Source organism: Novosphingobium sp. FSW06-99 (assembly GCF_001519065.1).
Lineage (GTDB): Bacteria > Pseudomonadota > Alphaproteobacteria > Sphingomonadales > Sphingomonadaceae > Novosphingobium.
The window spans coordinates 19521-34901 of record NZ_KQ954268.1 but is presented as its reverse complement, the minus strand read 5'-3'; the positions used below and the strand labels follow the sequence as shown (position 1 = coordinate 34901).

Genomic DNA, 15381 nt, shown 5'->3' with positions numbered 1-15381 from the left:
TCCAAGGCTGCGCCTTTGGGTCAAATTTGGGTGGGCCGTGGTATTATATTGATCTGATCCGGGCGGACGCGCCAGCTTTGCGGCCGATCTGTCCCCAGATCCAAAACATGGGGGTATCTCGATGAGCGTCCGCAAAACTGCACTGATCGCATCGGCAAGCGTGTTCGCGCTGATCGCCTCGCCCGCGCTGGCCGAGGATGCGGCCAAACCCGATGATCCGATCATCATCACCGGCATTCGCGCCTCGCTTGAACGCGCGATCGAGATCAAGAAGATCAGCGAACAGAACATCGACGCGATCTCGGCCACCGATATCGGCAAATTGCCCGACAAGAATGTCGCCGACGCGTTGCAGCGCCTGCCCGGCATCAACACCTCGTCGGCAGCCAGCGGCGAGGGCGGGTTCGACGAAAACGACCGCGTGTCGATTCGCGGCACATCGCCCAGCCTGACCTCGGTGACGGTCGATGGCCATTCGGTTTCGACCGGCGACTGGTTCATCCTCGACCAGTTTTCGACCGTTGGTCGCAGCGTCAGCTTCGACCTGCTGCCTTCGGAAATCGTCGAAACCGCGGTTGTCAGCAAGACGCAGAACGCCGGCCTGCTCGAAGGCGGGGTGGCCGGGTCGATCGATATCCAGACGCGCAGCCCGCTGGCGCTGCACGGGTTGACCATGGAAGGATCGATCCAGGGCGCGTGGAATTCCAACACCAAGGAAACCAAGCCGCAATTCAACGGCATGCTGGGCTGGCACAACAACGACGACACGTTCGGCTTTATCATCCAGGGTTTTTACGAAGACCGCAGCGTGCGCCGTTATGGCCAGGAAACGCTGGGCTATACCCCGATTACGTCGGCCATGCCGCTTGGCGCGGCCAATCCGTCGCTGATCGGGGTGCAGGCCCCGACCCTGATCGGATCGAGCCTGTTCGAACAGGAAAAGAAGCGTGCGGGCGGCTTTGGCGCGCTGGAATGGGCGCCATCGGAAAAAGCCAAGTTCAAGCTGACCGGGTTCTATTCGCACCTCAACGCGACGAACAGCAATGACAATTACATGTACTGGGGCTCGAACGAGCTCAACAACAACCTGCCGACCAGCTATACCGTTGCCAACAACACCCTGACATCGGCGACCTGGCCCGCGCTCAATTCCGCCGGCAAATCGGTCGACGGGCTGGTGATCGACAATATCATCCGCCCCGACGCTTCGGCGGAAAGCTGGTATGTCAATCTCGACGGCACGTTCGAAACCAGCGATCACCTGACGATCCGCGCGCAAGTGGGCTATACCCACGGGGTGGGCGACACCCCCACCGAACCCGCGTTCGAAAGCGATGGCGGCCCCGGCATTTCCTATGCGCCGTCGGGCAACGGCTGGGCGGTCACGCCGACCAGCGTCAATCCGGCCAGCGCCAACGGTCTGGCCAACGACTGGGCCTGGAACGAAACGTTCAAGTCGGTCGATCAGGAAGTCTACGGCAAAGTCGATGGCACTTTGCGCGTGGACAGCGGGCCGTTCCGCTCGATCGATTTCGGCGCGCGCTTGGCACGCCACCAGCGCCAGGTCGATGGCTGGGATCGCGGGTGCAGCCTTGGCGCCAACGGCCAGTGCTGGGGCAGCCCGGCGATGCCGTTTGCGGCGACCAACCCCACCGCCTATCCTGCCGCATACAATGCCAACACGCTGGGCATTCCCGGCCTGCTGGTGCCGATCGCGGGCGATCCGGCGACCATCACCAACATCCTCAACGGCATCACCGACGGGGTGCATGGCCCGATCTCGTCGATCGTCCAGCCGCAGAACTATTACTGGCCGGGATCGATGAAAGTGCGCGAAACCGATGCCGAAGCGTTTGTCATGGCGCATATCGGCGGCGAAGGCTGGCGCGGCAATGTCGGCGTGCGTTTTGCCAACACCAGCGAAAACGTCTTTGCCAACGATTCAAACCCGATCGGCAACGATCCGGTGCTGGTCACCACCTCGGCCTATGGCAATTATTACATCGACCATATCCATCACAACTATTTCGACATTCTGCCCAGCATCAACCTGACATTCGATGTCGCCAAATCGCTGCAACTGCGCCTGTCTGCCGCCGAAACGATGTCGCGCCCCGATTTCAGCGCGCTGAGCGGCACGGTTTCGCTGACCGACGCCAACCTGACCGGCAATGGCGGCAATCCCAACCTGCAGCCGGTCAAGGCCACCGTGTTCGACAGCGCGCTCGACTGGTATTATGCCAAGGGCGCTCTTGCCGGGATCAGCCTGTTCCACGACGATCTGCAATCCTATGTCACCTATGGCGTGACCAATGCGGTCTATTACAGCGAATTCTACAAGAGCAACGAAACGTACGCGATTTCATCGCCCTACAACACCAGCGGGCAATTGTCGGGCGTCGAACTGCAAGTGCAGCAACCGGTCGCCTATGGCTTCGGCTTTCAGGCCAACGGCACCTGGGTGACCGGCCATGATTCCGACGGCAACCCGCTCGTCGGCACCTCGAAGTTCACCTACAATCTGGTCGGGTATTACGACAAGGGTCCGCTCAGCGCGCGCATGGCCTATACCTACCGGTCGCATTACTATGTCGGGCTCGACCGCAGCTCGGCGGAAAATCAGGACAATTACGGCACGCTCGATGCCTCGATCAACGTCAAGGTCACACCTTATCTCAGCTTCAACCTCGACGCGGTGAACATCACCAACAACAAGCTGAAATATTATGCCCAGATCCCGCAGCAACCGCGCGCGGTCTATCTCAACGGCACCAACTTGTTCTTTGGCGCCCGCTTCAAGTTCTGATTTCGAGCCCCGCCCCAGGCCCACCATAGCCAAGGCGGTCGATCCATGGCTGCAGCACGGGCAACACCGGCTGCAGCCCTGTTTCGTAGTGGCGCCAGCGATCGAGGCCGCGTGTCGAAATGCCGCCGCGCAATTGCGGCGCGCTGGGGGTCAGCACCACGCGCCGGGCCATCGTCGCGGCCACATCGAGCATCGCCGGATCGGGCACCAGCCCCACAAACGCCGCCACATCGGCCAGCCCGGCGTGCGGATCGGCCACCAGCGCCTCGTGCCGCACATCGTGGATCGCCAGCGAGACGCGTGCGCGCAACTGCGCCGCCATGGCCATCGACGCCGCATAACAGTCCGCCGCATCGGCCAGCGTGGTGAACGCATATGTCAGCGCGTTCATCGCAAAGGCGCTACGCAGGCAACCGAGCACGACGCTGCGCGGGTCGCGCAAGGCAAACAGCACGCGCGCCTCGGGAAACAGCCGCGCGATGATCGGCAACCATTGCGTGCCTGCGGGCGCCTTGTCGATGAACAGTGTCGTCGCCGGATCGTCGCCGGGCCGCAGTCCGCCCAGCGCGGCGACATCGCGCCAATAGCGTTCGCGCCACGCGGCGATCGCCCGCGCATCGAGCGCGCACAACTGCGCGCATCCCGCCGCATCGTCCAGAAATGCGCGCTGCGCCGCGATCAGTGTCGGCGCTTCTTCCAGCGTGCGCACATCGCCATGCCCGACCAGGATCTGTTCGAGCAGGGTCGTGCCCGAACGTGGAAAACCGAGCAGAAACACATGTCGCGCGGGCGCGGGCGACACGCTGCGCGGATCGGTCGGCGGCAGGTCATGATTGCCGAACCACGCCGTGATCCGCCGATAGCGCGCGGCCTCAGGCTCGTGCGCGGCGGCCAGCGCGGCAAAGTGTGCGCGCTGGATCGCCTTGCCCGCAATCGCCGCGGCCAGCGCCCCGGCATGATCGCCCAGCGCATCGCGCGCGTCGCCGATCAGCAACAGGCTTTCCGCGCGCTGGTCGGGCGACAGGCCGGGCGCCTGCAACACCCGTTCGAGCAGCCTGTGCGCACGGGCCCAGTCACCCGCGTCACCCGCCAGTCGCGCCGACAGCCACAGCCCGCCGGGATGATCGGGCGCGAGCCCTGCCAGCCGGTCGCAAACCCAAGCCGCTTCGGCCAGCCGCCCTGCGCGGTAGAGCATCAGCCCGAGTGTCAGCAGCGCCCCGGGATCGCCCGGCTGCGCGGCCACCAGCCGCGCCTGCCAGGCAATGTCGGCGGCGAGTGTCACGGGTTGCTCCATCGGCCGATCCTAGCCTCCCCCGGCGGGGAAACGGAACCGGTTTCTGCGCCCCCCCCCCCCGCGACAATTCACATATGCCAGGTCAGATCGATGCCGTGCGTGTGTCAATCGGCGTCCAAACGGTTGCGTGCGTTCTCATCTTCGAGCGCGCGCAGACGCCGGGCCTCGGACGCCTCCAGCCCGCCGAACTTCGCTTTCCATTTGTAAAGCGTCGCCGAGCTGATCCCGTGGCGGCGACATACCTCTACCGTCGCCATCCCGGACTCCTGCTCCTTCAACATTGCGATGATCTGCTCTTCGCTGAACCGGCTGCGCTTCATTGCCGTCCGCCTCCTTCGTGTCGGACTCTACCAAAAAGCGGTCACATTTCAGGAGAGCACGGCAAGTGCGGCCTAATCTTTGCTGTTTTATGATGGGGCTCACCCTATCTACATTAAATTCCCAAGCCTACCATTGGAATTCGTGTGGCCAAATGTTGTGCGATACATATGCCATATTAGTTCGTGATACCCTTGGATTTGAGAAAGGCAAGGATGCGCGCGCGCGTCATGTCCGCCACGAAAAACTCACTGAGCATTTGATGTTGAGTTGCGTTGAGAATTGACCCGGGAGGTCCATAAATTTTCACTGAGAATTGACCCATGCTTTCCTCACCCCTGGCTTTCAGGCGGGGGGCATTGGAGTGATCGACATGGCTCGGCTTTGGGGCCTGCCCCCGGCAGGCCCGTCGCCTGCGCTGCTCAGTGTGATCCGACGCTGGTATTATCGCGACAAGATTCCGATCCGAGATATCAGCCGGCGGACAGGTTTGTCGCGCAACACGATCCGCAAATACGTGCGCGCTGACATGGTGGAGCCGATATTCAAGGTTCCCAAGCGGCCCAGCAAACTGGACGCATTTGCCGAGAAACTGGCGGCATGGCTGCGCATAGAATCCGGCAAATCGCGCAAGCAGAAGCGGACAGCCAAGCAACTGTATTCCGATCTGGCGGCGCTCGGGTACGAGGGATCATACGCCCGGGTTGCGGCTTTTGCGCGGGCCTGGAGGCGTGAGCGGCAGTACAAGCAGCAAACCACTGGGCGCGGAACATTCGTGCCGCTGGCATTTCAGCCTGGTGAAGCCTTCCAGTTCGACTGGAGCGAGGATTACGCGCTTGTCGCCGGCAAGCAGACCATGCTGCAGGTTGCCCATACCAAGCTGGCTCACAGCCGGGCTTTCGTTGTGCGCGCTTATCCGCTCCAGACACACGAGATGCTGTTCGATGCGCTGACGGAGGCATTCCGGGTGCTGGGCGGCGTGCCAAGGCGCTGAGTGGCGAGGAAATCTGGTGCCAACTGTTTTCCGAACCCGCCGCCGGGTCCGATTTGGCCGGACTGAGGTTGCGCGCCGAACCCGACGGCAACGGGTGGAAGCTGAACGGGCAAAAGCTGTGGACCAGCTATGCGCACCTTAGCGATTACGGTGTGATCGTCGCGCGCACCGACCCGACAGTGGCCAAGCACAAAGGGCTGACGTATTACTGGGTCAACATGCATGCGCCGGGTGTCGAAGTGCGCCAGGTGCGGCTGGCGGGTGGTGACAGCCATGTCAACGAGGTGTTCTTTGACGATGTCCGGCTGGACGACAGCCAGCGCCTGTCACCCGTCGGTGGCGGGTTTGGCGTGGCGATGGCGACGCTGATGATCGAACGCTATGTTGCGACCGACAGCAGCGGGTTCGGCCCACATCTCGACATGTTCACCAGTCTGGCGCAGACCGTGCAGGTGAACGGCCAGCCGGCAATCCGCGACGGCCGGGTGCGTTCAGCACTTGCGCGCAACTATGCCATGCGCAACGCGCTCGATGCCATCACTGCGCGCGCCATGCTGATGATGCAGGCGGGAATGGAACCCGGCCCCGAAGGATCGCTCAACAAACTGGTATCGGTGCGTTCGCGGCAGAAGCTGGTAGAACTGGCGATCGATTTGCTCGGAACCGATGGCGTCCCGTTCGATGAGCATGCCTCGGTGCGCGAAGACTGGTCGACCAGATGGATCAACGCGCCGACCGGACGGATCGCCGGCGGCGCCGACGAAATGCTGCTCAATACGATTGCAGAGCGTATCTTGGGCCTGCCGCAGGATCACCGTCCCTACAAAGGCGTGCCATTCAACGCCATCCCCGCATAATCGCACTTTCTTCAAGCCGGACCATACCCATGCTGACCGAGAACGCAGAGATCACCGCCATCCGTGAGGCAGTGGGTGGATCAGTACCCGGCCCTTGGGCTTACCCGTCGGCGCTAGCCAACGTCTATCCCGACGGCCCCTTGCGGTTTGAGCATCTCATGACCACCGCCGAGGCGCTCAAGCCCTCGCCGGTCCTGGAGGATCGATGATGGCCCGATCGCCCTTATTCGGACGGCGAATCCATATCACCGGCAGTGTTGTCGATGACTTGGCTGTGGCAAGCGGCGAGAGTGTTGAGCAGGCGCGCACTCTCGTGCATGCTACGACAAATTCGTGGCCACGCTGGGTCGACGACTCAACGAAGGACCGAAGCTGCGGCAGGAAATTCCCGAAGACGTTACGAAGTAGCCATCGCCTGGTTGGCGCGATTCCGAATTGCAGCGCCCGCCGGCGTCGCCCGGCAGATGCTGCAACCAGAACCTAAGGCTGGTGTGGCGGCCAGTCGGGTTCTCATACCCCTTCGATAAAGAACGCCTTCGACTTCGAGCCGGCATGGCGAAACTTTACGGCAGCCTGATAGGATGGGCTGTCGTACCAGGCCCTGGCGGCCGCCATGTCGGGGAATTCGAGGATCACGGCGCCTTCGATCGGGTCTCCTTCGAGCTGATCGAGAGCGCCATAGGCGGCGAGCGGCTTCAAAGTGTGGCCTTGAGCCGCAAGGGAGGCACGCGGGCCGTATTCTGCGAGGCCCCCCGGATCGAGGGTCTGCTCACGGATCATGACAAAGTAGGCGCTCATAGTGGTCATCCTTTCGAGTTGGAATGATTGCCCAGGCAGAGGCTTGCGGACCGGATCGATTGCAGCCCCCGCTCGCCGGCAGCGGCGTCAGACCTGAGCCAGGCCGCCGTCGATCGGAAGATCGATGCCGGTGACGTAGCTCGACTCGTCGGAAGCCAGGAAATAGGCGCCAGCCGCCAGCTCCTCCGGGAGGCCGAGACGGCCGAGCGGCGTCATCGAGGCGAAGGCGCCCTTGGCGGCATCGGAGGCTTCGTCGCTGTCGAACTGACCCCGGATGATCGGGGTTTCCGTCGCGCCGGGACTGAGCGCATTGACACGGATCCCCTTGTCCTTGAGTTCCTGCGCCCAGACGCGCACCAAGGCCCGGACGCCAGCCTTCGCGGCGGCGTAGGTGCCGTGAGCGGGAACCCCCTTCACGTTGATGATCGAGGACACGACCACGATAGAGCCGCCACGTGACATCAGCGGCAGGGCCTTCTGCACAGTGAACACAACGCCCTTCACATTGATGTCCATGGTCTTGTCGTAATGGGCTTCCGACAGATCGAAGATCTTGGCGTGCTCGATGAATCCGGCGTTGGCGACGACGATATCGACCTTGCCCTTTTCCGCTTTGACGGTGTCGTAGAGCCGATCGAGGTCGGCCAGGTTCGCCACATCCCCCTGCACCACCGTGACGTTTCTGCCAATGTCGGCCTTGGCCTTTTGTAGTTCGGCCTCGCGGCGCCCTGTAATGAACACATAAGCGCCTTCACGGACGAACCGCTTCGCGGTCGCCAATCCGATGCCGCTTGATCCGCCGGTGATGACGGCAACTTTTCCTTCGAGATTGGTCATAACATGCTCCTTCATGTGATCGGCGCAAGGCGTCCGATCGGGTCTGAGCGGGACGATGACCCTGCCGGGCACCCTGATCGCCGCCGATGAGGGGAGTATTGCCATTCTCAGCGGGGTCTGCTCAGACTGCCCGAAGCGATAGTGTCTATTCTTGGGAGGAATGGTGGACCGCCTTCAGGCCATGACCACCTTCATTCGTGTGGTCGATACCGGCTCCTTCTCGGCCGCCGCACGACAGCTCCGCATCGGTCAGCCTGCGGTATCGAAAGCCATCGCGCAGCTCGAGGATCGCTTGCAGGTGCGCCTTCTGGTACGCTCATCGCACGCCCTTTCGCCGACGAACGCGGGCCTGCGATTTTACGAGCGTGCCCGGCTCGCCATTCAGGAGGTCGACGAAGCAGAGCAGGAGGCGCGCGGCGCCGGCGCGGGCCTATCGGGTCGGCTCAGGGTTTCGGCGGCGACAACCTTTGCCCGACTTATGATCATTCCGCGCCTGCCTGAATTCCTCGCCAAACATCCGTCGCTCGACATTGACGTGCTTCTCGATGATCGGGTCATCGACCTCGTTGCTGAAGGGATCGACATCGCTCTGCGCATGGGCACGCTGAGTGACTCAACCGCGATCGCCCGAAAGCTCGCCACAGGCGGCAGGTCCGTTGTCGCCACAGCCGCTTATCTTGCCCGGACCGGCCTACCCAAGACGCCGGCCGATCTGGCCCACCATCACGCCTTGGTATACAGCCAGCTCGACGACACCTGGTCTTTTCGAAAAGGCGACGTCAAGACAACAGCGGCCGTGCGCGGGCGCGTTCGCCTCAGCGCGGCGGAAGGCATCCGAGCAGGAGTGCTCGCGGACATGGGGCTGGCCGTGACCTCGGACTGGATGTTCGCACCCGAATTAGCGAGCGGCGCTGTTCGGCGCGTGCTGCCGGACTGGACCCTCCCGACCATCGATTTATGGGCCGTTTTCCCGACGGGCAGGCTTGCCAGCGCAAAGGCGCGCGCCTTTGCCGAATTTGTCGAGGACATACTGAGCGTCGAGTCGGCAGCAACCTGAAGGCTAGAGCGTCCTGCGGAAAACCTGAATCGATTCCCGCGGGGCTTGATTTGTGATTCACCCTCATTGGAGGTGGATCATGGGCAAAGCGCATTCGACTGATCTTCGGACTCGTGTTTACGACGCTATTGCGGATGGCGTCACACGGCAGGGTGCAGTTGGCGCCGCGAAAATCACTTCATCCCATTTTAGATACGGACCGTCGCATGACCTAAATTTGGGGTATTAGATTGGGTATTTTGATTGGGGTATTGGAATTTATCACCTCTTTTTCATATCGATAATTGTACTCAGATATCCCTCCTCCACTCCTATAAATTTCCCGATCTTTATTCGCGAGCTTACGCTAGATTTTAATTTGCCTCCGTCACCTCAAGAGACGAACCCATCAATCAGAGCCCGATTCCTTTTGAATTTGGTCAAACTCGCGAGAAAGAGCCAAAGGCATACCATTCACCGTTAAAAAACGCCATTTGGCCGCAAATCGGAATCGAACCCGGTTTAAATTCTTTTCTGATGGTATTTTTGCTGGCTCGCCCCTGCATTTTCATTTTTATATGAATATGTAACATCAACTTAGTTGGCATATTCGATTCCGTCCCTGCATCATTGGCCCTTCAATCTTCGGCGACGGTCAGGATCAACGATTAGTCGCGAGTGGATAGCAGCGCAGGATTGTATCGGCTTCGCGCATTTGCCCCCAGCGCGGCGGGAAGGATTTTGGCGACGGCCTTGCCGACGATGTCGTGCCAATCGATGCCCAAAATCGCCTCGCGCGCCTTGTTGGCCAGCACATATATGTCGGTTTTTTCCGACCGCACCCCTACCAGCGACGGAATGCGTTCGATCACCGTTTCGGCAAAGCGGCGCTGGCGTTCACGATCGATGTTCGATTTGTGGAGATTTTCAGCAAGACATTGCAGTCGGCGTCATTGTCCGCGCGTTCCGCCACGGTCGCCTTCAGAAGATCAAGAATAGAACCGACACCAAGGTATCGACCGCTTGCCGTAGACGGATCGGCCATATGACCTGGCAATTCAGATGAAAAGTGAATTGCGGTCAACCAGACCGATAGGTTTTCCGTAGTCATCGATCACTGCAATCAACGGACAATCCGGATTGTTCTTGAAGCTATGATAGATGACTGCACCCGAATCAACAGGCCGAGCGAGTTCGAATTCTACCGCTATTCGTCATAAGGGGACATTATTCACCCGAGTGCTGCGTTCGTTACCAGCCTAGATACCGCTGGTTAAGGATTGGACAATCAGGCCTGCCTGGCAACGCACAAACGACCGGAAAACACATTCTTTTCGGGGCACCCGCCGCGCCCGGACTGCACCACGCACCGTCATATCTCGACACGGTGAAGGACGATGCACAAAGACGGCCCGCACCGACAAGATCGCCGTTTCATTTGCATGGCCATTCAGGGCTATGGGACGACAGGGATGGCTAAGATGCATCGTCAACGTGGCATTACCCATAGTTAACTGTCATCAATCTGACGTAAATAATTCTTCGCTCGACAATGGCAGCATTTACAAAAATTGCACCTTGACATCGACCGATTCGTAATAGACCCTCTTATAAATGGATGTTCTAAAAAATGCCCTTGAGGTCATTTGCAACTCAGTCAACATCTATCTAAACAATATTGATAAACGCGCCGACTCTTGGGTAGTACTTACCAGTATTACTGATCATGACGGGTCAATCAATCAATTGACCCGGGGAAAAATTGTGATGGGCGTATACAACATCACCCGCGAAGCATTTGCCAGCAGCTATACGCCCGTCGCAGGCGTGCCCGCTGATCGGGATGCGACGCGCGGACTGTCTGTCGTTGCGCCGCCACTCTATCTTGACGTCCATGTCATGTTCATGGCCAATTTCACCGAACGCAGTTACCCCGACGGATTGGCCGCACTGTCGCGCCTGATCAGTTTCTTTCAGCAAAATCGGGTGTTTACTCCGCAAAACACGCCCGATCTCGCCCCAGAATTGACCAACCTGACACTGGATATCGAAAACCTCGCCCCGGTCGAAGTCAACTATGTCATGAGCATGCTGGGCACGCGATATCTGCCCAGCGTGTTCTACACTTTGCGGATGATCCCGTTTGCGTCTTCGGCGATGCTCGAACGCCGTTATCCCGTCCAGTCGATTACCAGCAATGTAGGGCCGGCGTGACGTCTGCGCCTTCGCCATGTACCACGCAGCTGTTGCAAACGCTGTTTCGCGTGGCGTTTCGCCATGGCTTCTACAACGCCAGCGACCAGCGCTGCACCGATCTGGAAGCGATCCCCACCCCGGCCTGCGCAACGCTGCTGCAGGCGTCGGGCCTGATTTTCCGCGCCATGGACGATGGCTTTGGGGTGTTTCTGCCCGGCGATCGGGCCCCGGCGCTGACGGCGATGCTCGCCCGCCAGCCCGGTGCCCGGCTGAGTTTTCTGCTGCGCGCCGGAAATTCTGCTTTCGTCGGCATAACCGACTTGCCGATCGACATGTCCCCAATGCGCCACGCGATCCATGTCAGCAATCTGGCAACCCACAGACAGGGCCAGACTCGCGAATTCGGCAGGGCCGATGCGGTCGGCGTATTTGCGCCGCTGGATGTGACCGACGCGGATGTGGCGTTCGTTGCAACAGCCGCCGGAACGGTGTCGGCGGTCGATCTGTGCGGCGCGCCCGCAGCGTCGTGCACTGTCACCGCGCCTGGCCCGACAACGCTGTCGCTGGCGGGTCAGGCTTACGGCGCTTATACGATTTCTGGCGATCCGTTCGGATCGCCGAAAACGCTGGTCTATACCCCGCAGACTTCGCGTGCGATCGGCCTGATCGACCTTGTGCTGGCACAGCCGACGGGCAGCACCGCGCCCGCCGCCGCCTTTGCACTGACAATCGACAACGGGCAGCTTGCGGTCAATCCGGTTACGCTGACGCTGGCATTCGCGCCCCGCGCCACAGTGTGGAAATATTACATCGTGTCGCGCGGCAGCGACGTCGGCTTTGCCCCCGGCCTGACGATCACCGGTACGAACATCGATACCGGAAAGCCGATGACTTTTACAAAATCGCCCGAAGTACTGCCCAACGGTGATGCCGCGGTGCTGTTCACGGCCGACGCGGCGATACTGATGCGCGCCGTGCCGACCGCGCAATACGCCCTGTCAGGCCAGCGCGACGGCGGACCGGGGCATCGCGCCGATATCGCCATTGCCCGATTGCCCAATGCACCCAGCGCTCCGGTCTGGCCGAACGGCCAGCAACCGGACGGCGGGATTTCCGAAATTTTCGTTTATATTTAAATCTTTAACTGATTCCAGCGGACGAGGATGACCACGATGCCCGTACCAATCGCATCAATTGTGCCCGTTACCAGCACTTACCTCGCGCGCAAGACGCCGGGCGTATATGTGACCGAAATCCCGGCATTCGGGGACAGCATTGTCGGTGTTGCCACCGCCGTGCCGGTGTTTGTGGGCTATACAGAATTTGCCGGCGATCCGGTCACCGGGACTCCACTTTATCAGACGCTGGTGCCGATCACGTCGCTGCTCGACTATACCACACGTTTTGGCGGCCCGGCCCCGGCCGGATTTGCGATTTCGCCAATCGGCAACGGCAATCCCCCGTCCAGTGGATCTGGCAGCGGATCAGGTAGTGGTTCGGGCAGCGGGGCCGTGTCGAGCGCCAGCGGTTCGTCAGCATCATCGTCTTCGGGCGCGCTTGCGGTTGCGGCGGTGCCCGATTTCAACGCGCCCTTTGCCGACGCGACCGGCGCGATCAGCACCACGGGCTTCAGCCTGCAATCCACCGCGACCCCGGACGAGATCACCCAGTTCAATCTCTATTGGGCACTCCAGGCGTTCTTCGCCAATGGTGGCAGCCAGGCCTATGTCGTTTCGGTCGGAAGCTATTGGCTGAACAAAGCGCCAACCAGCACGCCCAACCCCGATGCCAGTTGGTTTCTGACCAGCATCGATGCCAACGATCTCAAGGTGGGGATTCAGGCCGCCGGGATGCAGACCGGCCCAACCATGACAGTCGTACCCGAAGCATGCCTATTGCCGTTCAGTTCAACATCGACCGATTACGGCGACGTGGTGACGATGATGCTGAGCCAGGCGCAAGTGTTGCAGGACCGGGTTGCCATCATCGATCCCCCCGGCATTCTGGCGGCAAACACGATCGACTTGCTAACCACCGCACAGACAACGCTGGCCAATGCGATCGCCCCGGCGATTGCATCGGCCAGCTTTGGCGCGGTCTATGCACCAGCGATCAATTCGTCGATCGTTTCGGTCGATACCATAAATTACACCAACCTGGCGGCGACCGACAACACAGTGATCAACAATATCCTGACCAGCCAGGCTACCCAGTTGTACAAGGGCGCCGCACTGACCAGTGTGCAGGCCGCCATTGCCACGGCATTCCCGGTGACCGCGACGGGCAGTCAATATTCGACCAGCGGCACCGGCTATCCGGTCCAGGCAGCCACGCAATCGCTGGCCGATTGGCAACAGGGGCTGGACAATTTCCTGCTCAACACTTTGCCGGTGTTCAAACAGATCGAAACGTTGATCGCCACGCGCATGAATGTGCTGCCCGCCAGCCCGTTTGCAGCAGGGGTCTGGTCCGCCAGCGATGGACGCAACGGGGTGTGGAACGCGCCCGCGAACATCGCGCTCGCTTCGGCCATTTCGCCGCTTTACGTGATGACCGACGCGCAACAGGCCGGGTTCAACGTGCCGCTGAACGGTCAGGCCATCAATATCATCCGCGCGCAGCCGGGCCGCGGCAATGTGGTCTGGGGCGCGCGCACGCTCGACGGCAACAGCAACGATTTCCGCTATATTCAGGTGCGTCGCACGCTCGTTTTCATTGAGCAGTCGATCAAGCAGGCGTTGGCGCCTTATGTCTTTGCGGCCAATGACTCGCTTACCTGGTCGACTGTGAGCGCGGAAATTTCCAGCTTTTTGACAGACTTGTGGCAGCGCGGCGGGTTGATGGGCAACAAGCCGAGCAATGCGTTCAGCGTGGCGGTCGGGCTTGGCACCACGATGACGGCGCAGAACGTGCTGGACGGCTACATGATCGTCGCGGTTTCGCTGCAACTGATCCACCCCGCCGAATTCATCGAACTGACTTTCACGCAGCAGATGGGCAGTTGAACCGCCTCCAATTCTGACCGCACCCCATTGCATACAAGGATACGAGCATGACCGGAGAGACCCAGAACACCACCTGGCCTTTGCCAAAATTCTATTTCACGGTTACCGGCATGCCGGGCAATCCGGTGTTTCAGGAAGTAACCGGGCTGGAAACCGAAGTTCAGGTGATCGAATACCGCGCAGGCAACAGCGGCATTTTCGCACCGATCAAGATGCCAGGCCTGGCCAAAGTCGGCAATATCACGATGAAGAAGGGAATATTCGTCACCGATCAGCTCTTGTGGACCTGGTTCAAATCGATCACCATGAACACCGTCGCGCGTTCGACGATCGTCATCAACTTGCTCGATCAGAACGGCACCGCGCAATACAAATGGCAACTCAACAATGCCTTCCCCGTCAAGCTAACCGGGACCGATATGAAATCGGATGGCAACGAAGTCGCCGTCGAAAGCATTGAAGTGGCCTATGAAACCATGAGTATCAGCATCGGCGGATGACGAGACAATGCCGGCGACCAAATATTATCCGCCCCCGGCATTTGCATTTTCCGTGGGGGTATCGTCAGCATCATCGCCAGTGTTGTCGGGTAGCATCGACGCGGGCTTTCAGGACGTTTCCGGAATCGATTCCAGTGTGGAGATTGTCGAACTGGTCGAAGGCGGCCTGAATACCCACGTCCACCAGTTGCCGGGTGTTACCAAGCATTCCAATCTGGTGCTTAAACGCGGCTATGTGACGCAAAAGTCGGCTTTGGCCGACTGGGCCGAACAATCCGTCGGTTCGACACTCGGATCGCCCATCGTAACGCAGACGATCAGCGTGTTCCTGCTCGACGCCAATGGCAATGCGCTGGTTACATGGACGTTTCTCAATGCCTGGCCAGTGAAGTGGGAAGTGGGACCGTTTGATTCGACCAATTCCTCGAAAGTCCTGACCCAGTCGTTGGAGATCGCCTATTCGAAGGTTTACAGCACATTGCAGGGGTCATCATCGTGACAAGCGGTGCAACGACAGCAGTGCGAGCGGGAACGCGTAAAAATGCCTCTGGAAATCAGTGAAATCGCCATCCGGCTGGTCGTGGGCGATCCCGCGCGCGGATCATTGGCGGGGACTTCGGCTGTGCCGGATGCGCAGGCCGCCCCGGCGGCCGGGCTCTCCCCGCACGAGATCGACGAACTCGTGCGCCGCTGCGTGAACGACGTGCTCGCCACCCTGCGGCTGAGCGGGGAGCGTTGAA

General features: G+C 60.3%; 15 protein-coding genes and 2 pseudogenes. 11 read left to right on the top strand and 6 right to left on the bottom strand.

The features are described 5' to 3' along the window. Positions 1–121 precede the first annotated feature (121 nt). A complete protein-coding gene (locus AQZ49_RS20620) occupies positions 122–2806 on the top strand; it encodes a TonB-dependent receptor (RefSeq protein ID WP_067620539.1) in 2685 nt (894 codons plus the stop codon). Here the strand turns inward: AQZ49_RS20620 and AQZ49_RS20615 are convergent. Both AQZ49_RS20615 and AQZ49_RS20610 read right to left on the bottom strand, forming a co-directional pair. Further along, entirely contained in the window at positions 2796–4100 is a 1305-nt protein-coding gene (locus AQZ49_RS20615) for a tetratricopeptide repeat-containing sulfotransferase family protein (protein WP_067620536.1), read from the bottom strand. The two genes, AQZ49_RS20620 and AQZ49_RS20615, sit on opposite strands and share 11 nt — an antisense overlap. 107 nt (positions 4101–4207) lie before the next feature. Then, a pseudogene (locus AQZ49_RS20610) lies at positions 4208–4420 on the bottom strand (transposase); the annotation flags it as partial. Between the two features lie 371 nt (positions 4421–4791). Here AQZ49_RS20610 and istA point away from each other — a divergent pair. From istA to AQZ49_RS20595, 3 genes and pseudogenes are all read left to right on the top strand, one after another. Further along, positions 4792–5409, top strand: a pseudogene (istA, locus tag AQZ49_RS22455) (IS21 family transposase); the annotation flags it as partial. Further along, on the top strand, positions 5379–6269 hold the full coding sequence (locus tag AQZ49_RS20600; RefSeq protein WP_156428427.1) for an acyl-CoA dehydrogenase family protein: 891 nt from the start codon (positions 5379–5381) through the stop codon (positions 6267–6269). The pseudogene istA and the gene AQZ49_RS20600, both read left to right, overlap by 31 nt. Before the next feature lie 29 nt (positions 6270–6298). Then, complete coding sequence (locus AQZ49_RS20595) at positions 6299–6478, top strand: hypothetical protein (RefSeq protein ID WP_067620529.1); 180 nt, start codon at positions 6299–6301, stop codon at positions 6476–6478. 301 nt (positions 6479–6779) lie between these two features. Here AQZ49_RS20595 and AQZ49_RS20590 read toward each other — a convergent pair whose 3' ends face one another. Together AQZ49_RS20590 and AQZ49_RS20585 are read right to left on the bottom strand one after the other, a co-directional pair. Further along, positions 6780–7067 (bottom strand): DUF1330 domain-containing protein, encoded by a 288-nt coding sequence (locus tag AQZ49_RS20590; protein ID WP_067620574.1) that lies wholly within the window; start codon positions 7065–7067, stop codon positions 6780–6782. 87 nt (positions 7068–7154) lie between these two features. Beyond that, positions 7155–7904: an SDR family NAD(P)-dependent oxidoreductase gene (locus tag AQZ49_RS20585; protein ID WP_067620526.1), complete on the bottom strand. Its 750-nt coding sequence runs from the start codon at positions 7902–7904 to the stop codon at positions 7155–7157. 181 nt (positions 7905–8085) lie between these two features. On the opposite strand from AQZ49_RS20585, the gene AQZ49_RS20580 reads away from it, so the two are divergent. Continuing rightward, a complete protein-coding gene (locus AQZ49_RS20580) occupies positions 8086–8961 on the top strand; it encodes a LysR family transcriptional regulator (RefSeq protein WP_197411152.1) in 876 nt (291 codons plus the stop codon). A 647-nt stretch (positions 8962–9608) separates the two neighbouring features. On the opposite strand, the gene AQZ49_RS20575 is transcribed toward AQZ49_RS20580, so the two are convergent. Both AQZ49_RS20575 and AQZ49_RS22450 read right to left on the bottom strand, forming a co-directional pair. Then, on the bottom strand, positions 9609–9812 hold the full coding sequence (locus AQZ49_RS20575; RefSeq protein ID WP_067620523.1) for a hypothetical protein: 204 nt from the start codon (positions 9810–9812) through the stop codon (positions 9609–9611). Further along, positions 9809–10051, bottom strand: a complete 243-nt coding sequence (locus tag AQZ49_RS22450) for a hypothetical protein (RefSeq protein WP_156428426.1) — start codon at positions 10049–10051, stop codon at positions 9809–9811. Before AQZ49_RS22450 ends, AQZ49_RS20575 begins: the two co-directional genes overlap by 4 nt. A gap of 503 nt (positions 10052–10554) precedes the next feature. Here AQZ49_RS22450 and AQZ49_RS20570 point away from each other — a divergent pair. The 6 genes from AQZ49_RS20570 to AQZ49_RS20545 are packed head-to-tail and all read left to right on the top strand — an operon-like array spanning position 10555 to position 15380. Further along, the gene (locus AQZ49_RS20570) at positions 10555–11154 is read left to right on the top strand and encodes a Pvc16 family protein (protein ID WP_082701954.1); all 600 of its coding nucleotides are present in this window, start codon (positions 10555–10557) and stop codon (positions 11152–11154) included. Positions 11155–11186: 32 nt separating this feature from the next. Then, positions 11187–12272 carry a hypothetical protein gene (locus AQZ49_RS20565; RefSeq protein ID WP_156428425.1) on the top strand — a complete coding sequence of 362 codons (1086 nt, stop codon included), beginning with the start codon at positions 11187–11189 and terminating at the stop codon, positions 12270–12272. A gap of 36 nt (positions 12273–12308) precedes the next feature. Next, the gene (locus tag AQZ49_RS20560) at positions 12309–14141 is read left to right on the top strand and encodes a phage tail sheath family protein (protein WP_156428424.1); all 1833 of its coding nucleotides are present in this window, start codon (positions 12309–12311) and stop codon (positions 14139–14141) included. Positions 14142–14188: 47 nt separating this feature from the next. After that, the gene (locus AQZ49_RS20555; RefSeq protein WP_067620512.1) at positions 14189–14641 is read left to right on the top strand and encodes a phage tail protein; all 453 of its coding nucleotides are present in this window, start codon (positions 14189–14191) and stop codon (positions 14639–14641) included. Positions 14642–14648: 7 nt separating this feature from the next. Continuing rightward, a complete protein-coding gene (locus AQZ49_RS20550) occupies positions 14649–15140 on the top strand; it encodes a phage tail protein (protein ID WP_067620509.1) in 492 nt (163 codons plus the stop codon). 42 nt (positions 15141–15182) lie between these two features. Continuing rightward, positions 15183–15380 carry a DUF5908 family protein gene (locus AQZ49_RS20545; RefSeq protein ID WP_156428423.1) on the top strand — a complete coding sequence of 66 codons (198 nt, stop codon included), beginning with the start codon at positions 15183–15185 and terminating at the stop codon, positions 15378–15380. The last annotated feature ends 1 nt before the right edge of the window (position 15381 follow it).

What these genes read in the sequence shown, in the direction of transcription:
- AQZ49_RS20620 (WP_067620539.1), top strand. Translation starts at nt 122, where the DNA reads ATGAGCGTCCGCAAAACTGCACTGATCGCATCGGCAAGCGTGTTCGCG.
- AQZ49_RS20615 (WP_067620536.1), bottom strand. Translation starts at nt 4,100, where the DNA reads ATGGAGCAACCCGTGACACTCGCCGCCGACATTGCCTGGCAGGCGCGG.
- AQZ49_RS20595 (WP_067620529.1), top strand. Translation starts at nt 6,299, where the DNA reads ATGCTGACCGAGAACGCAGAGATCACCGCCATCCGTGAGGCAGTGGGT.
- AQZ49_RS20590 (WP_067620574.1), bottom strand. Translation starts at nt 7,067, where the DNA reads ATGAGCGCCTACTTTGTCATGATCCGTGAGCAGACCCTCGATCCGGGG.
- AQZ49_RS20585 (WP_067620526.1), bottom strand. Translation starts at nt 7,904, where the DNA reads ATGACCAATCTCGAAGGAAAAGTTGCCGTCATCACCGGCGGATCAAGC.
- AQZ49_RS20580 (WP_197411152.1), top strand. Translation starts at nt 8,086, where the DNA reads ATGACCACCTTCATTCGTGTGGTCGATACCGGCTCCTTCTCGGCCGCC.
- AQZ49_RS22450 (WP_156428426.1), bottom strand. Translation starts at nt 10,051, where the DNA reads ATGACTACGGAAAACCTATCGGTCTGGTTGACCGCAATTCACTTTTCA.
- AQZ49_RS20570 (WP_082701954.1), top strand. Translation starts at nt 10,555, where the DNA reads ATGGATGTTCTAAAAAATGCCCTTGAGGTCATTTGCAACTCAGTCAAC.
- AQZ49_RS20560 (WP_156428424.1), top strand. Translation starts at nt 12,309, where the DNA reads ATGCCCGTACCAATCGCATCAATTGTGCCCGTTACCAGCACTTACCTC.
- AQZ49_RS20555 (WP_067620512.1), top strand. Translation starts at nt 14,189, where the DNA reads ATGACCGGAGAGACCCAGAACACCACCTGGCCTTTGCCAAAATTCTAT.
- AQZ49_RS20550 (WP_067620509.1), top strand. Translation starts at nt 14,649, where the DNA reads ATGCCGGCGACCAAATATTATCCGCCCCCGGCATTTGCATTTTCCGTG.
- AQZ49_RS20545 (WP_156428423.1), top strand. Translation starts at nt 15,183, where the DNA reads ATGCCTCTGGAAATCAGTGAAATCGCCATCCGGCTGGTCGTGGGCGAT.